The sequence below is a fragment of the Eupransor demetentiae genome, assembly GCF_963930865.1.
Classification (GTDB): Bacteria; Bacillota; Bacilli; order Lactobacillales; family Lactobacillaceae; genus Eupransor; species Eupransor demetentiae.
Map to the genome: position 1 here is coordinate 426,514 of NZ_CAWVOH010000001.1, position 24,453 is coordinate 450,966.

A 24,453-nucleotide genomic window follows, 5' to 3' on the forward strand; every position below is an offset into this window, starting at 1 on the left:
AAAGGGGTAGTCACTGGTCTTTTCATGTTGTCTACCACCATCAGGCAGCGTAGACGAAGTTACATTTTCTCAAAAGAGGATAGCTGCGATTAGCAGCTATCCTCTTTTTGTGTCTTAGAGCTCATTTTCGAACATAGGAGATGAAATATGAAAGAACATAAATTAACAATTCGAGAACTAATCTTGTTGGCCTCGGTCATCTTTGGGATGTTTTTCGGAGCTGCTAACTTGATTTTTCCAGTTCAACTGGGCCAGGCGGCGGGAAATCATTGGGTTCCAGCCCTGATTGGTTTTCTGGTAACGGGAACAATCGTCCCATTTCTAGCCATGTTGGCGGTCAGCTTGACCAATAGTAAAAGTATTTACGATTTAGCCGCTCCGGTTGCCCCTTGGTTTGGTTTAGCCGTCCTCATTGCGGTTCACTTCACCTTGGGACCGCTAGCAGCCACACCACGTTCTGCCGCAACGGCCTTTGAAATGGGTATTGCGCCTTTACTAAAGAAATCCGATCAACCGTTAGCCATGTTGATTTTTTCGGCAATCTACTTTATCGCTCTTTACTTCTCGACTTTGAAGCAATCTCGCTTAATCAAGCTAATTGGAAAGTATCTCAATCCGCTTTTTCTGATTTTCTTAGCGGTCATTCTCATCTTAGCTTTCGTCTTACCAATGGGAAACGTTCATCATGCCAGCCAGGCCCTTTACCAAAGCCAGCCGCTCTTAAATGGAATTCTTGACGGTTACAACACTTTGGATGGTTTGTGCCTCTTAGGATTAACAATTTCCATCGTATATACGACTAAAAATTTAGGTTTCCATGACAAGGCTATTCCTAAGGCACTGGCGCAAGCCGGGTTACTAAGTATTATTCTAGAAGCCGTTCTTTATGCCGCCTTGGTTTGGCTAGGGGTAACGAGTTTAGGCAGTATCCCCTTGGCGGAAAACGGGGGCATTGCATTTGGCCAAATTATTGGCCATTATCTAGGGAACCTCGGCATCCTCTTCACCGGAATTTTGGTTGTCCTGGCCGTCTTCACGACAGCCATGGGACTATCCGCCTCATTTGGCCAAGATTTACACCGCGCCTTTCCAAAAATCCCATATTCAGTTTGGTTGGCCGTCGTAACAGGTGGCTCCTTTATCACGGCCAACGCCGGTTTAACCAACATCATTAAGTTCACGGTGCCGATTGTCCGCCTGCTTTATCCCTTGGCTTTGGTACTGATTATTCTAGGATTGTTCAACCATTGGATTAAGCAATCACCGATTATCTATCGAGCAGGGATTATCTTGGTAGTGCCAGAAGCCATCTTGGATTTCTTAATTGCGAGTCCTTTCCATAACTTAGGCTTTGTCCAAGATGCAACCAAGTTCTATTACCAGTTTATTCCATTTGCCGAACAAGGTTTTGGCTGGTTTGTGCCCGCAGTGATTGGTATCACAATTGGAATTATTTGGCAGCATAGCAAAGGCAAATTAGCATAATAAAAAGGATTTCCGTTGCTGGAAATCCTTTTTATTCATCATCATCGTCAACAAGTTGATCAAGGCCCCGTTCTTGCAACTTCATTTGGAAGTCTTCCTTGGAAATAGCGCCCTGGTCATACATTCGTTTTAGTTGATTATAATCTCTTTGTTGGCTTTGGGTTAACTGCCAATTACCGTTTGAAAAACTATCTTGGTTGGCTCCGGGCCACCAGCGCGCTTTTAACATCGGACTTGCCTCCGTTTCAATTTGCTTGTATGCAAACATTGTAACGCTTTTGGCCGCTTAGTGAAAAGCTTAGATGATATCAAGATGCAAATCACCAGGCTTTGACCAACCAAAGACACGCATCAAGCGGTAGAAAACAAGTGCGGCAACAACCGGCAATACAACGCCGAACACCGCCACTAAAAGTAGGGAAGTGGGATGGGCTGCCAAAGCGATTGGCGCGATTAAACCGTTTAGGCCCAAACCGGCAATGGTATAAGGAACCTTCAACTGGAAGAAACCAACGGCCAACATGGCTGAAACTCCTGCAATCAATGCAGGCCCAACGAACAACATTGGATTTTTCAAGAGGTTAGGGAACTGGATTTTAGGCGTAACAACAAGGGTAGAGAAGTTCGCCCCCATATCGTTTTGAGTCCAGCCCATCGCCGTGTACATGACAAAGCCGGCGGTCGTTCCAACCATGGCAGCTCCGCCTGAAAGTGGATCAAGGGCAACCGCGATGGCAAGGGCGGCAGAAGAGGCTGGGGTCATCATGAAGAGTAACCAGAATACGGAAACCACGAAAGCGCCCAAGAAGGGGTTAACCTGCATCGTCTCGGCCAACTTTTCAGAAACCCAGTTCAAGAATGGCGTGGTAAATGAAGCCAGGAATAAACCAGCACCCGTTCCAACTAAAGTTGCAAAAAGCGGAACCAGCAACATATCAAACTTCGTCCGGCCTGATAGCCAGTTTCCAACCAGCACGGCAACCAATGCTGCCAAAATTGCTGAAACCGGCTGTCCATTAGTCAAAACGAGTGATCCGGCAGCCTGATTTGCCGCCCAACCAGTAGCCGTGTGTGTAGCTGGCACAGCTGTACTAGTAAAGTAAACGGCGTTTGAACCAACCGTCGAAGCAATTAAGGCTGCTCCAGTCGTTAGCAAATTGGCATTCATCGTGATGGCAATGCCGACACCCAGCGCTGGGGCCAACATCTTTTGGCCCATCAAACCGGCTTGCACTAAGACGGGCACGTGGAACATGTTCCCTAAAGACCCGAGCAATAGTCCCATTCCTAGAACTGACAGAATCGAGTAAGAGATTCCTTGTGATACTTGATAGAGCATCTTTGGCTCATTTTTTTGACGTGGTCCTGCAGTTTCTTCCATAATTTCTCTCCTATGGGCTGTGTAAGGCCAAGAAAAAAGACGCCTAGAACTGGCGTCTTCGTCAAAAACACTGAGAAAGGGCATGCCAGCCTAGAATCAATTAGCTGGCATCCAAAAAGGTGACCAGCATTCGCTAAATAATAGCAATGCTAATCACAATAATTTGATTCAATTGAGTAGTGGTAGTTGTCTTCATTACACTTCTCCTTCAATCGATGGATTAATAATAATTAAATTACAGAAAAATGTCAAGTTTTTAATTTAATTATTTTCGTTCAGGCTGTTACTATAACCGATTTGCGTTATACTGTAGCCAAGAAGTTTTAATATCCTATATAGGAAGAAAGAGGTTTTCATGTCAGAGCAAAATACATTACCTGCCAGTGTGGCAATGCTTCGCGTTTTGGAAGCATGGGGTGTTAAGCACATCTATGGCTATCCTGGTGGTTCCATCAATTCAACTATGGCGGCCCTTGCAAAAGAAAAGGAACGCTTGCAATACATCCAAATTCGTCAAGAACAAGTGGGTGCCTTCGCGGCTTCAGCCGAAGCAAAGCTCACTGGTAAAATCGGGGTCGCCTTTGGTTCTGCTGGTCCAGGAGCAACCAACTTGCTAACTGGTTTGTACGACGCTCGTGAAGACCATGCGCCAGTTTTGGCCATCGTTGGCCAGGCACCAAGTACGGTGATGAACTACAATTTCTTCCAAGAATTGAACGAGGGGCCAATTTTCGATGACGTTTCCGTCTACAACCGCACGGTCATGACACCCGAAAGTCTGCCTCACGTCGTAGATCAAGCCATCCGTGAAGCCTATCAGCACAAGGGCGTTGCCGTAGTCATCATTCCAAACGACTTCGGTTACAAGGAAATTCCAGAAGAAAACTACGCCTCATTCTCACAAACTGATAACAAGCCCAAACCTGAACCAGTCGCTACGGACAAGGAAGTCGAAGAATTCTTGGCCATGGTCCAAAAAGCAAAGCGTCCGGTTATTCACGTTGGCCGTGGAATCAAGGATGGCGGCGACGAACTCGTCAAGCTTTCTAAGAAACTTCAAATTCCATTGGTCATGACCGGTTTGGCTAAGGATAAGATTCCGGACAGTTACGAAGGCAACGTTGGAATTGCCAACCGCGCGGCTTCAAAGGCTGCCGATGAAATCATGGCGGCGACGGATTTGTTGATTACAATTGGGGCTGATTTCCCATTTGCCAACCTAACTTACCAAACGCATCCATTCCAATTTGTTCAGATTGATAACCAGCAAGTTGAACTAGGTCGCCACCACAACGTGGACTTAGCTATCTGGTCGGATGCAACCCGCTTTGTTAAAAAGGCGTTGGAAAAAGCACTCGAACTGCCAGAACGACCATTCTTCCGTGCGGCTGTCGCCGACATGAAGAACTGGAAGGCCTACGAAGAAAAGTTGATGAATCAAGCCTCAGATCCGCTTCAATTCGAAAGCCTCTATAAGGAAATTAATGCCGTTGCAGATGAGGATGCCGCCTTTGCCATTGATGTCGGGGACAACATTATCAATTCCTTCCGTTATTTGAATTTGACGCCTAAGAATAAGTGGGTCATTTCGGCGCTCTTTGCTTCAATGGGAACTGGTTTGCCCGGTGCCTTGGCCGCTCAATTGAACTATCCAAAGCGCCAGGTCTTTAACATTGCTGGTGATGGGGCCTTGTCGATGGTTATGCACGATCTTGTTACCGAAGTAAAGTACAAGCTGCCCATCATTAACATTGTGACCGCCAACAATACCTTGAACTTTATCAAGAGCGAACAAGACGATGCCCCAATGGCCCATTCAGGGATTGATTTGCATCCTATTGATTTTGCCACGGTTGCGCGTGGAATGGGTATGGAAGCTGCCACAGTCACGAAGAGTGCCGATTTGAAGGATGCCTTTAAGCAAGCCTTGGCAGCCCAAAAAGCCGGGAAGCCATTCTTGATTGATGCCAAAATCACGGCCAAGCGTGGTATTCCAGTTGAAGAGCTCCTCATTAAGCACGATAATGGCGAATGGACGGAAAGCATTGCACCTGATTACGATCAGAACTCTGATGACAAGCCAGTTGCCAGCGTGCGTGAATTCTTCGACCGCTACCAGGGTGAGGACTTGAAGACTTTGCCTGAAATCTTTGCCGAATACGGAGTCGCTGCCGACTAATTCATAAAGTTCGCTTGACAGGGACCTCTCATTTTGCTTTAATATAAATAATAAATCACAGGAAGTTATCAAAATGATCAATTTTAATCAGCAATTGAAGCGAGTCGTCGTCAGCGTCACATTCTAAGGATGGACGTTGCTTTTCGCGCTGTCTATCTGCCCAAGAGGATAGACAGCTGATTAAAACTTAGTTTAAGCCAGCTGCTCGAATAGGTAGCTGGCTTTTTCTATGAGCATTTTGATTGTTTCCGTTTTTTATAAAAATCCCAATATGAGGTATGCATTATGCAAACAAAAAAACTCAGTAAGAAGCAACTCTTCTTACTTGCGTCTTTGATCTTCGGTATGTTCTTCGGTGCCGGCAACTTGATTTTCCCGGTTCAACTGGGACAATTAGCTGGTAAAAACTGGTTGCCAGCCACCGCTGGATTTCTTTTGACCGGAACAGTGGTGCCTTTCTTGGCGATGTTGGCCGTTTCCATCACCCGTAGTAAAAGTATTTACGACTTGGCGCGACCAGTTACGCCTTGGTTTGCAGCCATTATTGTGCTTGCCATCCACCTAACCTTGGGACCGCTGGGGGCAACGCCACGTACTGCCGCAACAGCCTTTGCAATGGGGTTTGCACCCTTAGTACCAGCAAGTAGCCAAAATTTGGTAATGTTGATTTTCTCAGCAATTTTCTTCATTTTGGCTTACTTCTTCACGGTAAAGGAATCCAACTTAACTAAGTGGATTGGAAAGTACTTGAACCCAATCTTCATCGTTCTCTTGCTGGTTGTCTTCTTGCTTGCGCTCTTGCTTCCAATGGGTGGCTTGAACCAAACTGTTAGTTCTGCCTATGCCAGTCACCCAACCTTTACCGGGGTGCTTGATGGCTACAACACAATGGACGGATTGGCCTTGCTTGGTTTTGCCGTTTCTGTTATTTATGCCACTCAAAAGTTAGGCTTTTCCGAAGCCCAAACACCAAAGGTTTTGGCCCAGGCCGGAACCATTAGTATTCTTTTTGAAGCCTTCATTTACATTGCCCTGGTTCTCTTAGGTGTTTCTTCCTTGTCAAAGTTTGCGCCTGCAGCAAACGGAGGGGTGGCCTTTAGCCAAATCATCACCCATTATGCCGGAAACTTCGGTATTATTTTGACCGCCATTATTGTTACGCTGGCCGTTTTCACGACGGCCATGGGTCTTGGCGCATCCTTTGCACAAGATTTGAACCGTCTTTTCCCTAAGATTCCTTACCATGCTTGGTTGCTGATTACCTTTGGTTCTTCATTCATCACGGCCAACGCCGGTTTGACCAATATCATGAAGTGGAGTGTTCCGGTTTTGATGCTGGTTTACCCATACGCCTTGACCTTGATTATCTTGGCCTTGTTAAACCCTTGGATCCAAAAGAGTCCCTTGGTTTACCGGACAGCTATGATCTTCATCACGCCAAGTGCTTTCTTGGATGCCTTGGCATCAACGCCTTTTGCTGGTGAAACCCACATCACTTTCATGGCTAAGTTCTACCATGCATGGATTCCACTTGCCCAAGAGGGCTTGGGTTGGATTATTCCCGCCATTATTGGCTTGATCATTGGCTTTATCTTGATGAAGCTGACGCAGAAATCAGCCCAAGCTGCCTAATAAATTAATAAAATCTAATTTATTTATCATTTTTACTTGACCTTTCGAATCGTATCGCTTACACTAAGAGCAATTAATAAAGAGCTACGATGATAAGAAAGGCTTCAGGACTGCTAGTTAAGCGAGTACCGTTTGGTGAAAGGGTACCTAGCCATCCTGATTAAGCTATCCTTCTTTAGTAGGTGAGCTGAACAATAGTAGGTTCCACCGGCTGCGACCGTTATCCTGCCAGTGCATCGCTTTCGAGCCGTGCATAGAGGCTAGTTTTTAACTAGTGTTGTAAGGTGGTACCGCGCAAAGCGCCCTTATTCTCAGAACTGAGAGTAGGGTGCTTTTTTATTTCACATTAAAGGGGGTGATGGCAATGGCCAGTGACATTAGCATTTTACCGATTCAGATTCTAACCATAAGTAACAGTAAATTTAGGAGAAATGATTATGACTACTCAAACCCAAACTTCAACCAAGACCCTTGCCCAAGCCCTCTTCGATGCCTATCAAAGTCGTAAGCCGCTCGACCGTGCGCACTGGGAAGATGAACTCAGCGATGATGACAGGGCCTACCAAACTCAAGACGCTTTGATGAAGCTCAAGAACCAAGGTGTTGGCGGCTATAAGGTTTTCTTGACCAGTAAGGAAACCCAGGACATGTTTGCTTCGAACGAACCATTGTACGGGGCGCAAGTACCGACTCATTTTTTGAAGGCGCCCGCCCGTTTGTCACTAAGCAAGGACTTAATGGATCCTTTGGCCGAAGTGGAATTGGTTTTCCACGCCCGTGAGGACTTAAAGCCAAGCGACACATTGGAAGAATTAGCTACTAAAACCACCGTTGCTGGTGGCTTGGAAGTGCCGGACAGCCGTTTTGCCGACTGGTTCCCAAAGTTGTCCAAGTACCTCGTCATGGCTGATGCCGCTGTCGGTGGCTACGTAGTTTATGGGCCAGAACGTGACAGTACCGACCTTGGCGTCGATAAGATGGCCCAGGTCGAAGCCAAGCTCTTCCACAATGGCGAGCAGGTGGCCGAAGGAAAGTCTTCTGAAGTGCTAGGAAATCCCTTGCTCTCCTTGCAATGGTTGGTCAAGAAGTTGGCCAGCCAAGGCAAGACTTTGAAGGCCGGCCAGCGCGTTTCTTCTGGAACCTTCCTCTTGCCACCAAAGCTAACTGCTGGTGAATGGAAGGTTACCTTCAATCAAGATTTCGACGATTTGGTCTTGGACGTCGTTGAATGACAAATATTTATTAAGAAAACACCCGAAAGGGTGTTTTTTATTTCACATGAAAAAGCTCGCGCGCTACAATATAAGGAAAGCTTTCAAAGGGGATGCGTGATGAGTCATTTAGTATTAATTCGACATGGACAAAGTGAATGGAATGCGGCCAATCGTTTTAACGGCTGGATTGACACGCAGCTATCTCCAACTGGAATTAAACAGGCACAGGCAGCCGGCCAAGCGCTAAAAGAGGAGGGGCTTGCTTTTGATGCAGCCTACTCTTCGGCTTTGTCTCGAACCATTATGACGATTGATGAGGTTCTGACAACCCTAGGACAGCTCTATGTGCCTCAAACAAAGACCTGGCGTTTAAACGAGCGCCACTACGGTTCCTTGCAGGGGGAGAATAAGGACGCTATGTTCGCCAAATACGGCCATGACCAAGTTCAGATTTGGCGTCGATCCTACGAGATTTTACCACCTAAAATTCATGTCTTTGAACCCGAAGTTACAATCGACGGCAAGCGCTATCCTGCTTTTGACCGGCGCTATAACAAGCTAAAATACGGCCAATTACCGGTTAGTGAAAACATCCAATCCACGGTTAAGCGCGTGCTACCCTTATGGCAGAAAAACATTCGCCCTGAACTAGAAGCAGGCAAAAATATTTTGATTGTTGCCCATGGAACTTCAGTACGTGCCTTAACCAAAATTATTGAGGGAACCGCGCCAGCCGACATTGTGAAACTCGAAATTCCGAATGCCGAGCCGATAGTTTACAATTTCGATAACAAATTGAACATTTTAAATAAAAAAGTCTTAAAGCAAAAAAGCCTATGAATAAAGCATTCTAGGCTTTTTTATTACGGTTAAGTAACAAGTGTTGCAGAAATAAAACAGTTTCAATACGTTTGTTCATTTCACTTGTTAAAGATTTTCCTAAATGTTTAAATTTAACTTAAAGAGGGACTATTGAAATTTTAAGCACAGCTCTGATTTTACCAAGATTTTAATCAGCCTCTTTGGACCCGAGGGAGGAATCGAATATGAATAAGGAATTTAATGCCAAGAACTTAAACAACAAGCTTGCCCTAGGTGTCTTTTCGATTGCTGGAATTGCGGCTGGATCAGCATTGTTAAATCAAAACAATGCCTCAGCTGACGATACCACGACGAGCAATCAGGAAAGCCAGGCACAGGCCAATCAGGTCAGTACCGAACAGCAAAGCGTTGTTTTGCCCAGCACAACTGCCGACAAGGTAACGGAAGGTACTTCAACCTTGCCAAGTCCTGCTTTGGATCAAGCGGTTAAGGATGCTCAAGCTGATGGTTTAAAGACTCAGCAAACCGACGGCAACCACTACACTGGTACTGCCGACCAATACGACCAATTTAAGCAGGAATCAGACGCTGATTACGCTAATCAGGTTTCCCAAATTAAAAAGCAAATCCAAAAGGATAAAGCCTACGATAACGACCTGCAATATGCTAAGGAGCAAAACGCTGCCGTTGATAATGCTGCAGCAAAAGCCCAAAGCCAAGGCGTCAACGTTATCAAGGATGCCGACCAAGATGGTCTCTCCTTTAACCAAATCGAAATCGATTCGGCTAAGCAGGTTAATGATTTAAATGCCGCAACAAGTGAACAACTTAAGCGCGCTTCCGAACACGCCCAAACTGATCAAAAGGTTAAGGTTGATAATCAGGAACTGACTGACAAGGCCAAACAAGCCGAAGACGCTGGCGTTACGGTTAAGCAGGCTGCCAACCAAAGTTCGGCCACTTATGCGGATGAATTGGCTGACAAGCAAAAGCAATTGACTGATTTGAACCAAGCCATTGCGGATCAATCAGCAGCCATGACCAAGTATCAAGCCGAAGTTGATCAGGTTAAAAAGGATAACGCTGCTAAGCAAGCCGATTACGAAGCTGCCCAAAGCAAATACGAAGCCGCTAAGGCAAAGAATCAAGAACTTCGTTATCAATTTGACCAAGAAATGTCGGACTACAAGAAGAAGCTTAACGCTTTGGAGAAGCAAGCCCAGGAGAGTGGCTATGCTAGTCAAGTCGTTAACCAGGCCTTGAAGTTGGATTCAGAACCAAACGCTAAGGTAGCTTTGACTGCCAGTCCCGACGTTCAATGGTATTACCAAGGCAAGGCCGACAGTAACGGTCCTACCTTCGATGACACTTTGCACCCCAATTTGAAGACGGCTGATGGCCAACCAACGCAGTGGGCTCAAGCGCATTTGAACGCTGGTCAAAGTATTACGGCAGTTTACACCAACTTGAACAATTCATCCTACGAAGGTAAGCCCATTAGCAAGGTCGTTAAGACCTTTACCTACGAAGAAAACAAGCTGGGTGAAGCCATCGAAGTTGACGTACCTACTGATCCAACCTTGGATGTTTGGTACAACGGTTTGACCGAAGGAGGTCAGCATACCCGTGCCTTGACCGAAGTTGATAAGTTCTACGATGCTGACGGTAAGCAAATTACTTTTGGTAACGATGCTGTCCTTACTATTGGTTCTTTGAACAACTATTACAACGGTCAAAGCAATTCCTACATCGAAAAGTCAAAGATTGACGGTGCTACCTTTATTCCAGTTAACAACGGAACCATCAAGGAACACGCCGATGGTTGGGCCTATGCTGACAAGGACAACACGACTTTCTATGACAACTGGGATAACGACAACAGCTTGGACTTTTACATTGGTTCAGCGATTTACCGCTTGCAGCCTGGTTCAAATGAAGTCACGATTCACTTGCAAACTAATTCAGGACCAAGCGATGGTAACCGCTGGACTTGGTCACAATCTTCAACCTCGGTACCTTTGACTGACATTCCAGCGATGCCTGCTGAACCAAAGTACGAAGCTGAAGTTCAACCGGTGGCACCAAGTTTGACGCCAGAACCAGCCAAGCCAACGACGAACGTGGCTTACCACTTGTACGACAATCCGGCGGATAACCAACCAGTGACGATTCACTATCACAACAACATTGCACCGGATAATGCCGCCTGTGAAGTCGTGCATTACCACTACAACACCGTAACGATTGAAGACAAGACCAAGCCGGTTAATCCGCAACCTAATCCTGTTAACCCTGTAAATCCAGGGGACAAGGAACCATTCCCAGGATCGGGTCCTTTGCCAGATCCTGCGCCAGATGTTGATCCGTTCCCAGGATATGGACCGGGCTACAATAACGTGCCGGGCGCTACTTATCCATTGCCACCAGTTGCTCCTGGTGATTACTCAACCGACATCAACGATAAGGCAGACGACCAAGCTAATACGAAGGCTGATGATCATGCAGATGACCAAGCCAACATTGCCACCAACGATGCCTACTTCGGTGGAATCAGTTCTGGCTTGTCATATTTGCAAGAAATCTAAAATGTTCACATGCTTTTTAGAACCTTTCTTAACTAAATCGGTTTATTTATTAAACTTTTTGAATTAATTAGTATCTATATCCAAATTATACGGTCTATACCGCTTGATAATTAAAAATTTAAAAGCTATATTTGACATATGGATGTTAAGGAATTCTTAATATTCGAACGATTTAGAATCTTTGGAGAGATCTATTTACGAGGGAGAACTCAATGAAAGAACAGACTAACATCGCTGCTAATAACAGCCTTAAAACGAAGTTAGCTCTAGGTGTCTTTTCAGTCGCTGGATTGACGGCTACTGCAGGATTGATGAATAACATCACTGCCAGTGCTGATGACACCACAACTAATGAAAACACTAGTCAAAATCAAGAGACTGCTAACGCAGCCAACACGCAGGCCTACGCACTACCTGCCAGCCAAGCAACTGCTGCACAAGCTGATGTACCAGCTGGTAAGAACATTTTGCCAAGCCCTTCACTTGACGATGCTGTCAAGAAGGCCCAAGATGCTGGAATCAGCACAAAGCAAGTTGACGGAAACACTTACAAGGGTACCCCTGCTCAATACCAAGATATTTTGGATGAATCTGATTCAGATTACGCTGACCAAGTCGGTAACATTCTTGCTCAAATCACTGATTTCAATGGTTACAACAAGAAGGCTGATGCCGCTACTGATCAGTTGGAAGATTTGAACAACTTGGTTGCCAAGGCACAACAATCTGGTGTTGATGTCAACCAAGACCCTCAAACGACTGGTTTGAACTTCACTCAAATCAAGGATGACTACAACGCACAAATCAAAGCATTGCAAGACGCAATCAACGCCAAGCATGCAAACGATTCTGACATTGCCCAAGACAACTACTTGATCGATCAGGCAGTTGCTGCAGCCAAGGATGCTGGTGTAAAGGTAAAGCAAACTGCTGATGTTGCTTTTGATGATTCAGATGCAATGTACAAGGATGTACTTAGCCAATACTCAGCATTGAACGCACCAGCTGGCACTACAGTAACCTTCCATCACTACACGGCTAAGAAGGTTGTCGTTAACTATCACGTTAACCAATTGCCTAAGAACGCTGCTGCTGACACCATCAACTATCACTACAATCAAAGTGATATTGAAGGCGGCGATGTAAAGCCTCAACCAGTTCCAACGCCAGCCCACCATGACAAGCACCACAAGCATGGTCAGCACTTTGCACCCGTTGCGCCAGTTTTCGTTGATGGTCATGGTCATCACGCCAAGTCAGCTTTGCCAGCAACTGCTAAGCAAGCTGAAACCATCTCAAACTCAGCTGCCTACTTCTTCGGAATCAGTGCAGCAATGTCATTGGTTGCTGCCTTCGCACTTCGTCGCAAGGAAAACTAATTTCATAAAGAAAAAACAGGGGATTCCCTGTTTTTTTATTGTTCTAATTCTATTTTAATCGACACATTACTTTTAATTGTTCAATCTTGCGCATTTTAACCAACTAATGCTTGATAAATAATATACTTTAGTCTAAATTATGACTAGGAACATTAAGATTTGTTTAATATTCTTAAGAATTTGGAATAGTACATGTTTTTGAGGGAGAAAATCGATGAAAGAGCAAACCAATGCCGCTGTCAATAACGGCTTAAAAAACAAGTTAGCTCTGGGTGTCTTTTCAATTGCTGGTTTGACGGCAACGGCAGGTATGATGAATACTCTGACAGCCAGTGCTGACGATACCAAGCCAGTTACGAATGTGAACCAGGATGCACAAAATGTAAGCGCAGCTGACGTTCAGCAATATGCTTTGCCTCAGCAAGCAGCTGATTCACAGCAGGGTGCTGCCAATGACGCAGTCCCAACTGGTAAGAATCTGTTGCCAAATTCAACGCTGGATGATGCTGTTAAAAAGGCCCAAGATGCTGGCATTAATACGAAACAGGTCGATGGCAACACCTACAAGGGAACTCCTGATCAATACCAGGATGTCCTTGACGAATCTGATTCAGATTACGCCGACCAAGTTGGAAACATCCTTGCTCAAATCACTGATTTCAATGGTTACAACAAGAAGCTTGATGCTACGAACGGCCAACTAGAAGATTTAAATAACTTGGTTGCTAAGGCACAACAGTCTGGGGTTGATGTGAACCAGGAAGCCCAGCGAAAGGGTCTTAATTTCTCTGAAATCAAGGATGACTACGCTGCTCAAATCCAAATTTTGCAAGATGCAATTAACCAAAAGGATCAAAAGGATTCAACGATTGCACAAGCTAACCACTCTGTTGACCAGGCTGCTAAGGCTGCCAAAGATGCGGGTGTGGATGTTGATCAAAGTGCTGACCAAGCAGGCGATGACATCAATTGGACCAACAACGATGCCAAGAGTCAAGTTGCTGCTTTGGTTGCGGCCAAGACTAAGCGTGACGCCGACATGGCTGCCTATAATAAGGCAGTTCAGGATTGGAACAACAAGTATGGTAACGGTAAGGTTGCCAGCTACACTTCTGAAGCGTTGAGCCAAGCTTTGCATTTGAACGCAGAACCAAACGCAACGGTAACGGTTAATAAAAGCGGCGATGCTGAATGGACGATTTACAGCGGAAGCGCTGATAAGCCTGACACGGTTTCAGATAAGGCAGTTGCCAATCCTACCTATGACAAAGTCGTTGATACCAATGGTAAGCCATTGCTATGGACTCGTGTAAATCTTGGACAAAATGGTACAGCTACCGCCGTTTACACTAACTTGAGCAACTCAACTTACCGCGGTCAAACCATTTCAAAGATTGTTAAAACTTTCAGTTATGATGATGATTCAACTGACCGCAACTTGGATATTGATATCCCGAATGATCCAAGCATGGACGTTTGGTACAACGACAGTTATGACACGATGAAAAACCATCCTTCAGCGCATACCCGTGCTTTGAAGGAAGTTGACCAGTACTTTGATGCCGACGGCAACCAAATTACTTTCGGTCCTGATGCTGTCATTACCATGGGTTCATTGAACAACTATACTTTTGCCGGTAGTCCAGATAATGGTCACATCGAAATGGCGAAGATTGATAATTCTCATTTTGTACCGATTAATAACGGAAATGTGACGATGCATTCCGATGGTTGGGCTTACCATGACAAGGATGATTCTTCTAACGAAAATGACCGAAAGGCATGGGACCAAGTCGGAGGCGATAACTTCTACAAGGGAACTGCAGTCTTCCGTTTGAACGAAGGTACCAAAGACGTTACTATCCACATGGCCACTAAGGTTGGATCAAAGGATGAAAACCGTTGGACATGGGGTCAGAGCTCAACGCTTATCCCAGGTGGTAAGAATGCAGAAGGTCCTGTATATCCTGTACCAGCAAAGATTTCCTTCCACCACTACAAGTCAACTAAGGCTGTAACAGCAAATTATCACGTTGATCAGTTGCCTAAGAATGATGCGGCTAACACAATCAACTATCATTATAACTACAGTGACATTACGCCGGATGGAAATGGCGGACATGGTGGTCACCACGATAACGGTGGCAACGGTGGTCATCACGATCACGGCGATCACCACGATAATGGTGGAAAGCACGGCCATGATCACTTTGATCCAGCAGGATTTAAGCACCTTGCTTTCGACACGAAGAAGGGCGCCAAGAATTCTGCTTTGCCTGAAACTGCTAAGACAGCAGCATCAACGCAAACTATTTCAACAGCAAGTGCCTACTTCTTTGGCATTAGCGTTGCTATGTCATTGGTTGCTGCTTTCGCATTACGTCGTAAGGAACAATAATACTTTCAAAAAACAGGGGAGACCCTGTTTTTTTATTGACTAAAAAGCACATTATAATAAACAAAAACACTAATATTGTTAATTTTTACTCCATTTAACCAACTAATGCTTGATAAATACGAGACATCCTGTAAGATTATGCCTAGGAAGCTTAAGAATCGGTAAATATTCTTAAGATTATAAAGTAGTGCGTGTTTCCATTTTGAGGGAGAATAGTAAATGAAAGAGCAAAATATCCAAGCTGCCAATAACAACTTGAAAAATAAGTTAGCTCTAGGCGTTTTTTCGGTTGCTGGTTTAACGGCAACCGCGGGTATGATGAATACCTTGACAGCCAACGCCGATGATACACAATCCGATGCAAGTGCTAAGCAAAATTCACAAAGCGTTGATTTGTCGCAGATTCAACAGTATGCTTTGCCACAACAAGTGGCAAGCCAGGCCAGCGCCGACAACAATGCTGTACCAACGGGCAAACATCTTTTGCCAAGTTCAACACTTGATGACGCTGTTAAAAAGGCTCAAGATGCCGGCATCGATACCCAGGAAGTCGACGGTAATACCTACCATGGAACTCCTGGTCAGTACCAAGATATTTTGGATGAATCTGACTCTGATTATGCCGACCAAGTTGGTAACATTTTGGCACAAATTACTGATCATAATGGCTACAACAAGAAAGTTGATGCTAGCAATGATCAGCTCGAAGACTTGCTGAATCTTGTTGCCAAGGCGCAACAGTCCGGTGTTGATGTGAATCAGGGTTCTCAAAAGACTGGTTTGAACTTCTCCGAAATCAAGGACGATTACGCCGCTCAAATCAAGGCCTTGCAAGATGCCATTAACAAGAAAAATCAGGGCGATTCTGACGCTGCCCAGAGTAATAACGTTGTTGAACAAGCTGCAAAGGATGCCGAGAATGCTGGTGTCGAGGTTACTCAAGATCCATCCCAAAATAGCAATGACGTCGTCAAGGATGCCCAGGACCAAGTTGCTGCTTTGAAGGCCATTAAAGCTCAGCGTGAAGCTGACCTTAAAAAGTGGCAGGCAGAAGTTGACCAGGTTAAGGCTGACAATGCTGCTGGACAAGCGGACTACGAAGCCAAGTTGAAGGAATACAATAAGGCCAAAGCTGACAACGAAGCGGCTGAAAAAGAATACCAAAAGGAACTTGAAGCTTATCAAAAAGCTGAAAAAGAATGGAACGACGAGAATTCTCATAAAGATGGCTTTACGGAAAAGGGCTTGAGCCAAGCACTTGATTTAAACAATGAACCAACTGCCACCGCCGTTGTGACTACTGCTGGTGACACACAATGGATCAAGAATAATCAAGAAGTCAATCAGGCCTACGCCGATCCAACATTGAACAATCAAGTTACCGACGTTAATGGCCATACGACGAAGTGGACTCGAGTTAAGGTCGGGAAGGGTGGTTCCGTAACCGTGACCTACACCAATCTTTCGAATTCAAAGTACGAAAACCATACTATCTCAAAAATCGTCAAGACCTTTACTTATGACGAAAACTATGATGATCAGCCAATGTACATTGACGTGCCTGATAATCCAAGTATGAATGTTTGGTATAACAGTCTACCGAACGAAACCCATACTCACGAATTCACACGTTCCGTCGTTGAATCGGATTCGTACTACGATAGCCAGGATCGGCAAATCACTTTTAACGATGATGCAATCATCACCGTTGGTTCTTTGAACAATTATTTTGGTAATCTTCCAAATAATGCCCATATTGAAAAGGCTAAGGTCGATAACGCCACCTTTGTGCCAATTAATAAGGGTACAATTAGCGGTCATGCCGATGGATATGCCTATTCCGACAATGACAATACAACGGCTGATTCATCATGGGATAATGGAAATTCGCCATTATTTTACAAAGGCACTGCCGTTTTCCAGTTAAATAATGGTACGAAAAACATTGTTACGCACTTGATTACTCATTCCGGTAAAGAAGATAATAATACCGAAACTTGGGCTCAAAGTTCGACGAAGGTTCCAGGAAGCACCATAAAGCCTGCCAAGCCTTATCCACCAACACCTGATCCAAAGGGTATCGGTGATGCGCCAACACCATATGTTCACAAAGAAGAACCTAAAAAGCCTGTCGAAAAGATTTCATATCATCTCTATAACACCTCGGCCAAGGTAACGGCTAATTACCACATTAACCAGTTGCCAAAGGATAGTACCGATTCGCTCAACTATCACTACAATTATAGTGATATTACGCCTAGCGGTGATGGTGGACATGATAATCACCATGACAACGGTGGCAACGGTGGTCACGACAACCATCATGACAACGGTGGCAACGGTGGTCACGATAATCATCCCGATAATGGTGGTGACGGCGGCCATAATGACAATGGTGGCAATCATGGTCATCCTGATAAGGGCGACAAGGACCGAAAGCACAATCACCATGGCTTTAAGCCCGCTAGCCCCAAGCCTGTGGTAGTTGACAGAAATAAGTCAGTCTTGCCTGAAACTGGCGAGACAGCAGCATCAACGCAAACTATTTCAACAGAGAGTGCCTACTTCTTTGGTATTAGCGCTGCTATGTCATTGGTTGCTGCTTTCGCATTACGTCGCAAGGAACAATAATACTTTCGAAAAACAGGGGAGACCCTGTTTTTTGTTTTTTTTTAATTTTATCCTTGACATATTATTAGGCTCTGGTTAGAATTAACTCGTAAATTAAATCGTCCTAATTAAACCGATGAGATGGAGATCAAACCAATCGTGCGCGCACAGGGAATCCGGGATACTGAGAGCCGGGTCGAACGCAGGTTGGCAAATGGACCATCGAGGGTCCGCTGAAAGCATTCGCAAGTAGGTTGGAACGTAAGACATACGTCAGTTGTCAGGCTTGTGTTGGCAGGTCGTGAGGGCAGTTTTCTGGGAGAGGTCTCTTTCTATCCTCTTTCTAGCAAGCTGAAAACAGGTGGCACCGCGGGAAACCGTCCTGATTTTTGTTTCGACAAATTTCAGGACGGTTTTTTGTCGTAAAAATGAGAAATTGGAGAATAATTATGACAAAGAACAAAGAAGCTTACTTTGGTGAATATGGTGGTCAATTCATCCCCGAACTCTTGATGCCGGCTGTCACGGAAGTTGCGGAAGCTTTCCATCATTACAAAGAAGACCCAGAATTCCAAGCTGAACTCCACAAGCTTTTTACAGATTATGCCAATCGTCCTTCACGACTCTACCATGCCAAGAACATGTCCGATGATTTGGGTGGCGCTCAAATTTACTTGAAGCGAGAAGATTTAAATCACACTGGTGCCCACAAGATTAATAACGTTTTGGGCCAGGCCTTAATCGCTAAGAAAATGGGTAAAACCCGTTTGATTGCTGAAACTGGGGCAGGGCAGCACGGTGTTGCGACCGCCACTGCCGCCGCACTCTTCGGCATGGAATGTGAAATTTTCATGGGGAAGGAAGATACGGATCGCCAAGCCTTGAACGTTTACCGCATGGAGCTACTCGGAGCAAAGGTCAACGCCGTTACCACCGGAACGCAAGTTCTAAAGGATGCGGTTAACGCCACTTTCCAAAACTGGACCCAACGGATTGACGATACTTTCTACGTGCTGGGCTCAGCGGTTGGTCCTTATCCTTTCCCAGAAATGGTGAAGTACTTCCAATCGGTTATTAGCCAGGAAGCGCGCCAACAGTTCCTCGACCAAACTGGCCGCTTGCCCGATGCCGTGTTGGCCTGTGTCGGTGGTGGTTCGAACGCCATTGGTTCCTTCGCTAACTTCGTTGATGACAAGGATGTCCGTTTGATTGGTGTTGAAGCCGCTGGTAAGGGAATTCACACCAGCCAAAATGCCGCAACCATGGCCGGTGGTTCCGTTGGAATTTTCCACGGAATGAAGTCACTTTTCTTGCAATCTAAGGACGGTCAGATTGATCCGGTTTACTCAATTTCTGCCGGACTTGATTATCCGGGAATTGGTCCTGAACATGCTTACTTGCGCGATATCCACCGTGCTGAATATGTTCCAGCCACTGATGATGAAGCCGTTGCCGCTTTTGAATACATTGCTAAAAAAGAAGGCATCATCGCCGCCATCGAATCTTCCCACGCTTTGGCCTATGCCATGAAACTTGCTCCAACCATGCGACCTGATCAACAAATTATGGTCACACTTTCCGGCCGTGGTGACAAGGACGTGGCTGCCATCGCGCGTTACAAAGGAGTTGATATCCATGAGTAATATCCAAACCGCTTTAAAAACTTTGTCCTTGCGACAAGACCTCAGCCAAGATTTGGCCCGAGAGGTCATGAATGACATTATGTCGGGGCAAGTTAAGGATCCTGCCATTTCGGCCTACCTTATGGGTTTGGCCGTTAAAAATGAATCCATCCCCGAAATCACCGGTTCCGCTCAAGCCATGCTAGCCCATACTTTGAAGATTCCTGCCGAACCCAATGCGATTGACATCGTTGGAACGGGCGGGGACATGGCCAACACCTTCAATATTTCAACGACCGCCAGTTTCATTTTAGCGGCCGCTGGCCTACCGGTTTCCAAGCATGGTAATCGCGCGGCATCATCAAAGTCGGGTACTGCCGATGCGCTAGAAGCCTTGGGCATCAAAATCGATTTGAGCCCTGAAGAAGCAACGCAACTGTACAAAAAGGCAGGCCAAACCTTCCTTTTTGCTCGCACCTACCATCCGGCAATGAAGTACGTTGCTGGGGTACGCAAGGACCTGGGAATCCGCACTGTTTTCAACGTCTTGGGTCCTTTGACCAATCCAACCCATCCCAAGCAAATGTTGATGGGGGTCTATAGCCGTCATCTCCTGAAGCCCTTAGCCCAAGTCCTAAAGGAACTCGGTATGGAACGCGCAATCCTCGTTAACGGGGACGATGGTTTGGACGAAGTTTCCCTGACGGGGAAGTCCCACCTAGCTGTTCTAAAGGATGGTCAGATTGAAGAAACAATCTTTGATCCAGCAGACTATGGTTTCAGCTACTGCCAGCTAAGTGACTTAGCTGGTGGCACCCCTGCAGAAAACGCCCAGATTACGGCCGATATTTTAACTGGTAAAATCACTGGACCTAAGCGCGACATCGTCGTTTTGAATGCCGCTCTTGCCATCTATCTCGGCCAAAAGGCGGATAGTGTTGCCGCTGCAATTAAGCTCGCTCAAGAAATCTTGGATTCCGGTGCCGCTGCAGAACAACTCAACAAGGTTCGTCGAATCAGCCAGGAGGTTAGCCAATGATTTTAGATGATTTGGTTGCGGCAACCAAGAAGAACATGGCGACTCGCCAAGCAACTTTGCCCTTCGAAGAATTAAAGAACAAGGTAACTGACTTACCTAAGAAAAATCCAGACGACTTGTTAAAGAATTTACGCGCAAAGGGCATGTCGGTCATTGCCGAAATTAAACAGGCTTCGCCATCAAAAGGTCAGATTGTTCAGCCCGAGAATTTCGATTACAAAGGTATTGCTAAAGAATACAGTACTGCCCAAGTCGACATGATTTCGGTTTTGACAGAAGAGGATTACTTTAAGGGCTCCCTTGAAATCCTAAAAAAAGTAGTTGCCGTGGCGACCCGGCCCGTTTTACGCAAGGATTTCACGATTGATCCTTACATGATTTACGAAGCTCGTTACTACGGTGCCAGCGCCATCCTCCTAATCGTTGCCATTCTCAGTGACCAGCAATTAGCAGAATACTTGGCCTTAGCAAAGAAGTTGGGTTTGGTGGCCATTGTGGAAGCTCACGATGAAGAAGAAGTGCAACGCGCTATCAAAGCCGGTGCTGAAATCATCGGCATTAACAACCGTAATCTCAAGAACTTTACCGTTAACATCCAAAACACTTTGAATCTGGCGGAACACGTACCGAACGACCTCATTTTAATTGCCGAATCTGGCTTGAAGGATGGTCAGGACATTCCGCTACTTGAAAAAGCCGGCGTTAACGCCGTTTTGGTAGGCGAAAGTCTCATGCGGGCCAAGGATAAAGCCGCGCTCATCAAGGAGCTGAAAGGAGCTGAAAGGAGCTTAAAATGACGAAAATTAAGCTCTGTGGCAACTTCCGTCTCGAAGACGTTACTTATCTCAATCAAGTACGGCCTGATTTTGCAGGGATTGTTTTATCACCAGGTTATCGCCGTTCGGTTTCGGCAGAATTAGCAAGGCAAATGCGAGCCACATTAAATCCAGCCATTGCGCTCGTGGGCGTTTTCGTAAATGCCGATTTGGACGAAATTTTAGCTTACCGGGACCTGCTTGATTACGTTCAGTTGCACGGTCAGGAAAGCGAAGAGCTCGTCGCCGACCTACAAAAAAATGGCCTGAAAGTGATTCAGGTCATGCAGGTTGACCAACAAGTACCCACCCGAGCAGATTATCGTTTACTCGATGCAGGTAAGGGAAGTGGGCAGACCTTTGACTGGAAAAAAATAAAGACTAGCAGCACGCCAACCATTCTTGCCGGCGGCCTAAAGCCAACGAACTTAAAAGAAGCCATTGCAACCGTTCAGCCGGATGTTGTTGATATTTCATCTGGTAGCGAAGTCGATGGCCTTAAAAATCTCAAGCAAATGCAAACCCTCGTTTCAATCGCAAGGAGTCAAATATGAAAGATTTAGCAAATAGTTTACAGGGTCATGACCACTTCATCGGCTTTACCGTTGCCGGTGATCCCGATTATGACCAAACCATCCAACAAGTCCTGGCTATGGAAAAAGCAGGGGCCGACGTGGTCGAGTTGGGCATCGCCTTTTCCGATCCATCCGCGGACGGGCCAACCATTTTAGCGGCTGACCAACGGGCCTTGAATAACGGCGCGAACACCGCCGCCTTCTTTCAAATGGTGGCCAAGTTGCGCCAGCAAAGTGACATTCCTTTGGTCATTTTGACCTACACCAACATCGTCTTTAAGTACGGTTACGAAGCCTTCCTAGCCAAGATGAAGGAACTCGACATTCAAGGCATCATCCTGCCGGACTTGCCCCTTGAAGAGCAGGACGAATTCTATTCACTTAGCCAAAAGTACGGCCGTCACTTGATTCAGCTCGTCACCAGCCAATCAAAAGGCCGTCTGCCCGAAATCCTGAAGTCCGCCTCAGGTTTCGTCTACGTCGTTTCCTCACTAGGAATCACCGGAACCCGTGCCGAACTTTCCAACGAAGCCAACGACTTGATTAAAGCCATTCGCCAACATTCCGATATTCCGGTTGCCGTTGGTTTTGGAATTTCCAAGCCTGAACAGGCCAAGCAGTTCCACGAAGCGAATTCCATCATTGTCGGATCAGCCTTAGTCGATATTATTGCCCAGCATCCACATGATTCAGAAAAGTACTTGATGGACTTCATTCACGCCATGAAGGAGGGGAGCCATGCGTAAAAGTAAAACCATTATCGCCGATACGATTACACCAGTCGCCGCCTATCTGCGTTTAAAGAGCAAGCAAAGCTTTATTTTGGAGTCGATGGGCAACCAAGACCAGAAGTCACGCTACTCCATCATCGCCTTGGACCCTGTCCATGATTTCAAAGCAATGGGGCACGAAGTTACGTTGGACGGCAAGGCCTATCAAAGCCAAGACCCGCTCTTAGACTTGCAAAAGCTAGTCGTCAAAACGGACAAAGTCATTCCGGGCTTGCCCTTTCAAGGTGGAGCAATTGGCTATGTCGGCTTTGATACTTTGTCCCTTTACGAAGACTTTGGGCCACAACCCAAGGACGATTTGGGCATGCCCGACATGCACCTTTTCCTATACGAAACTTTTTTGGTTTTCGACCAAGCCGAACAAAAGGTGACCATCGTCGCCGACGACGTTTACTCTGGCCGAAGCGATTTAGATGCCGTTATCGCCAAGATTGAAAAAGTTTTGAGCCAGCCAGTTGCGGCTGAACACGTGGCGCCAAAGCTTAGTCCCATCGAACCAAAATCCAACTTAACTTTGAAACAATTCGAGGACATGGTTCACCGAGCTCAGGACTTGATCAATGCCGGGGATATGTTCCAAATCGTACCATCCCAGCGTTTCTCGTTTGACTTTGAGGAAAATCCATTCGACTTTTACCGTGAATTACGCCGTACAAATCCATCGTCCTATATGTACTACCTCGACTTTGGCCCTTACCAGATTATCGGCGCTTCACCCGAAAGTTTGGTTGCCGTCCGCGAAAACGAAGTCATGACCAACCCAATTGCTGGAACTCGCAAACGCAGCCTGGATCCCGTTAAGGACCAAGAAATGGTGGACGAATTGGCCCACGACGAAAAGGAATTGGCCGAACACCGCATGCTAGTCGACCTGGGTCGTAACGACCTCGGTCGGATTGCTGAATACGGGTCCGTTAAAGTCACCCGTTTGCTGGAAATCGAAAAATATCGCTACGTTATGCATTTGGTTTCTGAAGTGCGGGGTCAGCTTAAGCCCGGTACGGCCGCTATCGAAGCTTTGAAGGCTACTTTACCAGCCGGAACAGTTTCCGGAGCGCCCAAGGTGCGTGCCATTAAGCGATTGTATGAACTCGAACCCGTTAAACGTGGCGTTTACGCCGGTGCCATCGGTTACTTGTCCCAGGACAACCAGCTTGATTTTGCCATTGCCATTCGTACCATGGTCGTCAAGGACGGTAAGGGCTACGTCCAAGCCGGTGCCGGCATCGTCCACGACTCAATTGCCAAAAACGAATACCAGGAAACGAAAAACAAGGCCCGGGCCTTGCTAGCAGTTGGGGGAGGTAAAGCATGATTTTACTCGTTGATAACTACGATTCATTCACCTATAATTTAGCCCAAATCGTTGGCCAGTATGCCGATGTTGAAGTACTCCGTAATGACGATCCCAAGCTTGCTGAAGCCGCAAAGGAGGCGGATGGCATCATCTTTTCACCAGGACCTGGGGCACCTTCAGAAGCGGGTCAGATGGAAGACTTGATTCGCGAACACCAAAATGACAAGGCCATGCTGGGAATTTGCCTGGGTCACCAAGCGATTGGCGAAGTCTTCGGTGGCCGAGTGGACCGAGCCGATGAAATTCGCCACGGGAAGGTTTCCGAAATGAAGACGCAAGGGGGTCAGCTCTTTGGTGGCGTTTCAGAATTACCCATCATGCGCTACCACTCACTAATCATTGACCGTTCGCAGATTCCTGAAGGATTCAAAATCACCGGTTTGTCCGAAGATGACGACGAAATCATGGCCATCGAGCACAAGGACTTGCCCATCTATGGCTTGCAGTTCCATCCTGAATCCATTGGAACACCAAGTGGAGAAGCCATGATTAAGCGCTTTATTGAGATTTGTAAGCAACAACAGGCATAAAAAAACAGCCCAACTGGGCTGTTTTTTTATATCCTAAAT

General features: G+C 46.1%; 18 protein-coding genes. 16 read left to right on the forward strand and 2 right to left on the reverse strand.

From position 1 onward, the window contains the following. Positions 1-147 precede the first annotated feature (147 nt). Positions 148-1,485 carry a branched-chain amino acid transport system II carrier protein gene (gene brnQ / locus ABSY64_RS02135; protein ID WP_349641415.1) on the forward strand — a complete coding sequence of 446 codons (1,338 nt, stop codon included), beginning with the start codon at positions 148-150 and terminating at the stop codon, positions 1,483-1,485. A 31-nt stretch (positions 1,486-1,516) separates the two neighbouring features. On the opposite strand, the gene ABSY64_RS02140 is transcribed toward brnQ (ABSY64_RS02135), so the two are convergent. Both ABSY64_RS02140 and ABSY64_RS02145 read right to left on the reverse strand, forming a co-directional pair. Then, the gene (locus ABSY64_RS02140; protein WP_349641416.1) at positions 1,517-1,714 is read right to left on the reverse strand and encodes an SHOCT domain-containing protein; all 198 of its coding nucleotides are present in this window, start codon (positions 1,712-1,714) and stop codon (positions 1,517-1,519) included. Between the two features lie 69 nt (positions 1,715-1,783). Then, complete coding sequence (locus ABSY64_RS02145; RefSeq protein ID WP_349641417.1) at positions 1,784-2,866, reverse strand: PTS sugar transporter subunit IIC; 1,083 nt, start codon at positions 2,864-2,866, stop codon at positions 1,784-1,786. 355 nt (positions 2,867-3,221) lie between these two features. Between ABSY64_RS02145 and spxB the strand changes: the two genes are divergently transcribed. The 15 genes from spxB (at position 3,222) to ABSY64_RS02220 (ending at position 24,414) form a co-directional block, all read left to right on the forward strand. Continuing rightward, entirely contained in the window at positions 3,222-5,045 is a 1,824-nt protein-coding gene (gene spxB / locus ABSY64_RS02150) for a pyruvate oxidase (RefSeq protein WP_349641418.1), read from the forward strand. A 285-nt stretch (positions 5,046-5,330) separates the two neighbouring features. Beyond that, positions 5,331-6,677 carry a branched-chain amino acid transport system II carrier protein gene (gene brnQ, locus ABSY64_RS02155; protein ID WP_349641419.1) on the forward strand — a complete coding sequence of 449 codons (1,347 nt, stop codon included), beginning with the start codon at positions 5,331-5,333 and terminating at the stop codon, positions 6,675-6,677. 437 nt (positions 6,678-7,114) lie between these two features. After that, a complete protein-coding gene (locus tag ABSY64_RS02160) occupies positions 7,115-7,909 on the forward strand; it encodes a 2-keto-4-pentenoate hydratase (RefSeq protein WP_349641420.1) in 795 nt (264 codons plus the stop codon). A 99-nt stretch (positions 7,910-8,008) separates the two neighbouring features. After that, positions 8,009-8,731, forward strand: a complete 723-nt coding sequence (locus ABSY64_RS02165; RefSeq protein ID WP_349641421.1) for a 2,3-bisphosphoglycerate-dependent phosphoglycerate mutase — start codon at positions 8,009-8,011, stop codon at positions 8,729-8,731. 206 nt (positions 8,732-8,937) lie between these two features. Then, entirely contained in the window at positions 8,938-11,298 is a 2,361-nt protein-coding gene (locus ABSY64_RS02170) for a GbpC/Spa domain-containing protein (protein ID WP_349641422.1), read from the forward strand. 212 nt (positions 11,299-11,510) lie between these two features. Beyond that, positions 11,511-12,677, forward strand: a complete 1,167-nt coding sequence (locus ABSY64_RS02175) for a hypothetical protein (protein WP_349641423.1) — start codon at positions 11,511-11,513, stop codon at positions 12,675-12,677. 214 nt (positions 12,678-12,891) lie between these two features. After that, a complete protein-coding gene (locus ABSY64_RS02180; RefSeq protein WP_349641424.1) occupies positions 12,892-15,075 on the forward strand; it encodes a GbpC/Spa domain-containing protein in 2,184 nt (727 codons plus the stop codon). A 219-nt stretch (positions 15,076-15,294) separates the two neighbouring features. Then, positions 15,295-17,706, forward strand: coding sequence for a GbpC/Spa domain-containing protein (locus ABSY64_RS02185; RefSeq protein WP_349641425.1), 2,412 nt, complete (start codon positions 15,295-15,297; stop codon positions 17,704-17,706). Positions 17,707-18,134: 428 nt separating this feature from the next. After that, the gene (gene trpB, locus ABSY64_RS02190; RefSeq protein ID WP_349641426.1) at positions 18,135-19,328 is read left to right on the forward strand and encodes a tryptophan synthase subunit beta; all 1,194 of its coding nucleotides are present in this window, start codon (positions 18,135-18,137) and stop codon (positions 19,326-19,328) included. After that, positions 19,321-20,346 (forward strand): anthranilate phosphoribosyltransferase, encoded by a 1,026-nt coding sequence (gene trpD / locus ABSY64_RS02195; protein ID WP_349641427.1) that lies wholly within the window; start codon positions 19,321-19,323, stop codon positions 20,344-20,346. Before trpB ends, trpD begins: the two co-directional genes overlap by 8 nt. After that, positions 20,343-21,143, forward strand: a complete 801-nt coding sequence (gene trpC / locus ABSY64_RS02200) for an indole-3-glycerol phosphate synthase TrpC (protein WP_349641428.1) — start codon at positions 20,343-20,345, stop codon at positions 21,141-21,143. Before trpD ends, trpC begins: the two co-directional genes overlap by 4 nt. Further along, positions 21,140-21,715: a phosphoribosylanthranilate isomerase gene (locus tag ABSY64_RS02205; RefSeq protein WP_349641429.1), complete on the forward strand. Its 576-nt coding sequence runs from the start codon at positions 21,140-21,142 to the stop codon at positions 21,713-21,715. The genes trpC and ABSY64_RS02205 overlap by 4 nt, the downstream gene beginning before the upstream one ends. Continuing rightward, on the forward strand, positions 21,712-22,482 hold the full coding sequence (trpA, locus tag ABSY64_RS02210; RefSeq protein ID WP_349641430.1) for a tryptophan synthase subunit alpha: 771 nt from the start codon (positions 21,712-21,714) through the stop codon (positions 22,480-22,482). Before ABSY64_RS02205 ends, trpA begins: the two co-directional genes overlap by 4 nt. Continuing rightward, positions 22,475-23,842 (forward strand): anthranilate synthase component I, encoded by a 1,368-nt coding sequence (trpE, locus tag ABSY64_RS02215; RefSeq protein WP_349641431.1) that lies wholly within the window; start codon positions 22,475-22,477, stop codon positions 23,840-23,842. The genes trpA and trpE overlap by 8 nt, the downstream gene beginning before the upstream one ends. Then, on the forward strand, positions 23,839-24,414 hold the full coding sequence (locus ABSY64_RS02220) for an anthranilate synthase component II (protein ID WP_349641432.1): 576 nt from the start codon (positions 23,839-23,841) through the stop codon (positions 24,412-24,414). Before trpE ends, ABSY64_RS02220 begins: the two co-directional genes overlap by 4 nt. Positions 24,415-24,453 lie beyond the last annotated feature (39 nt).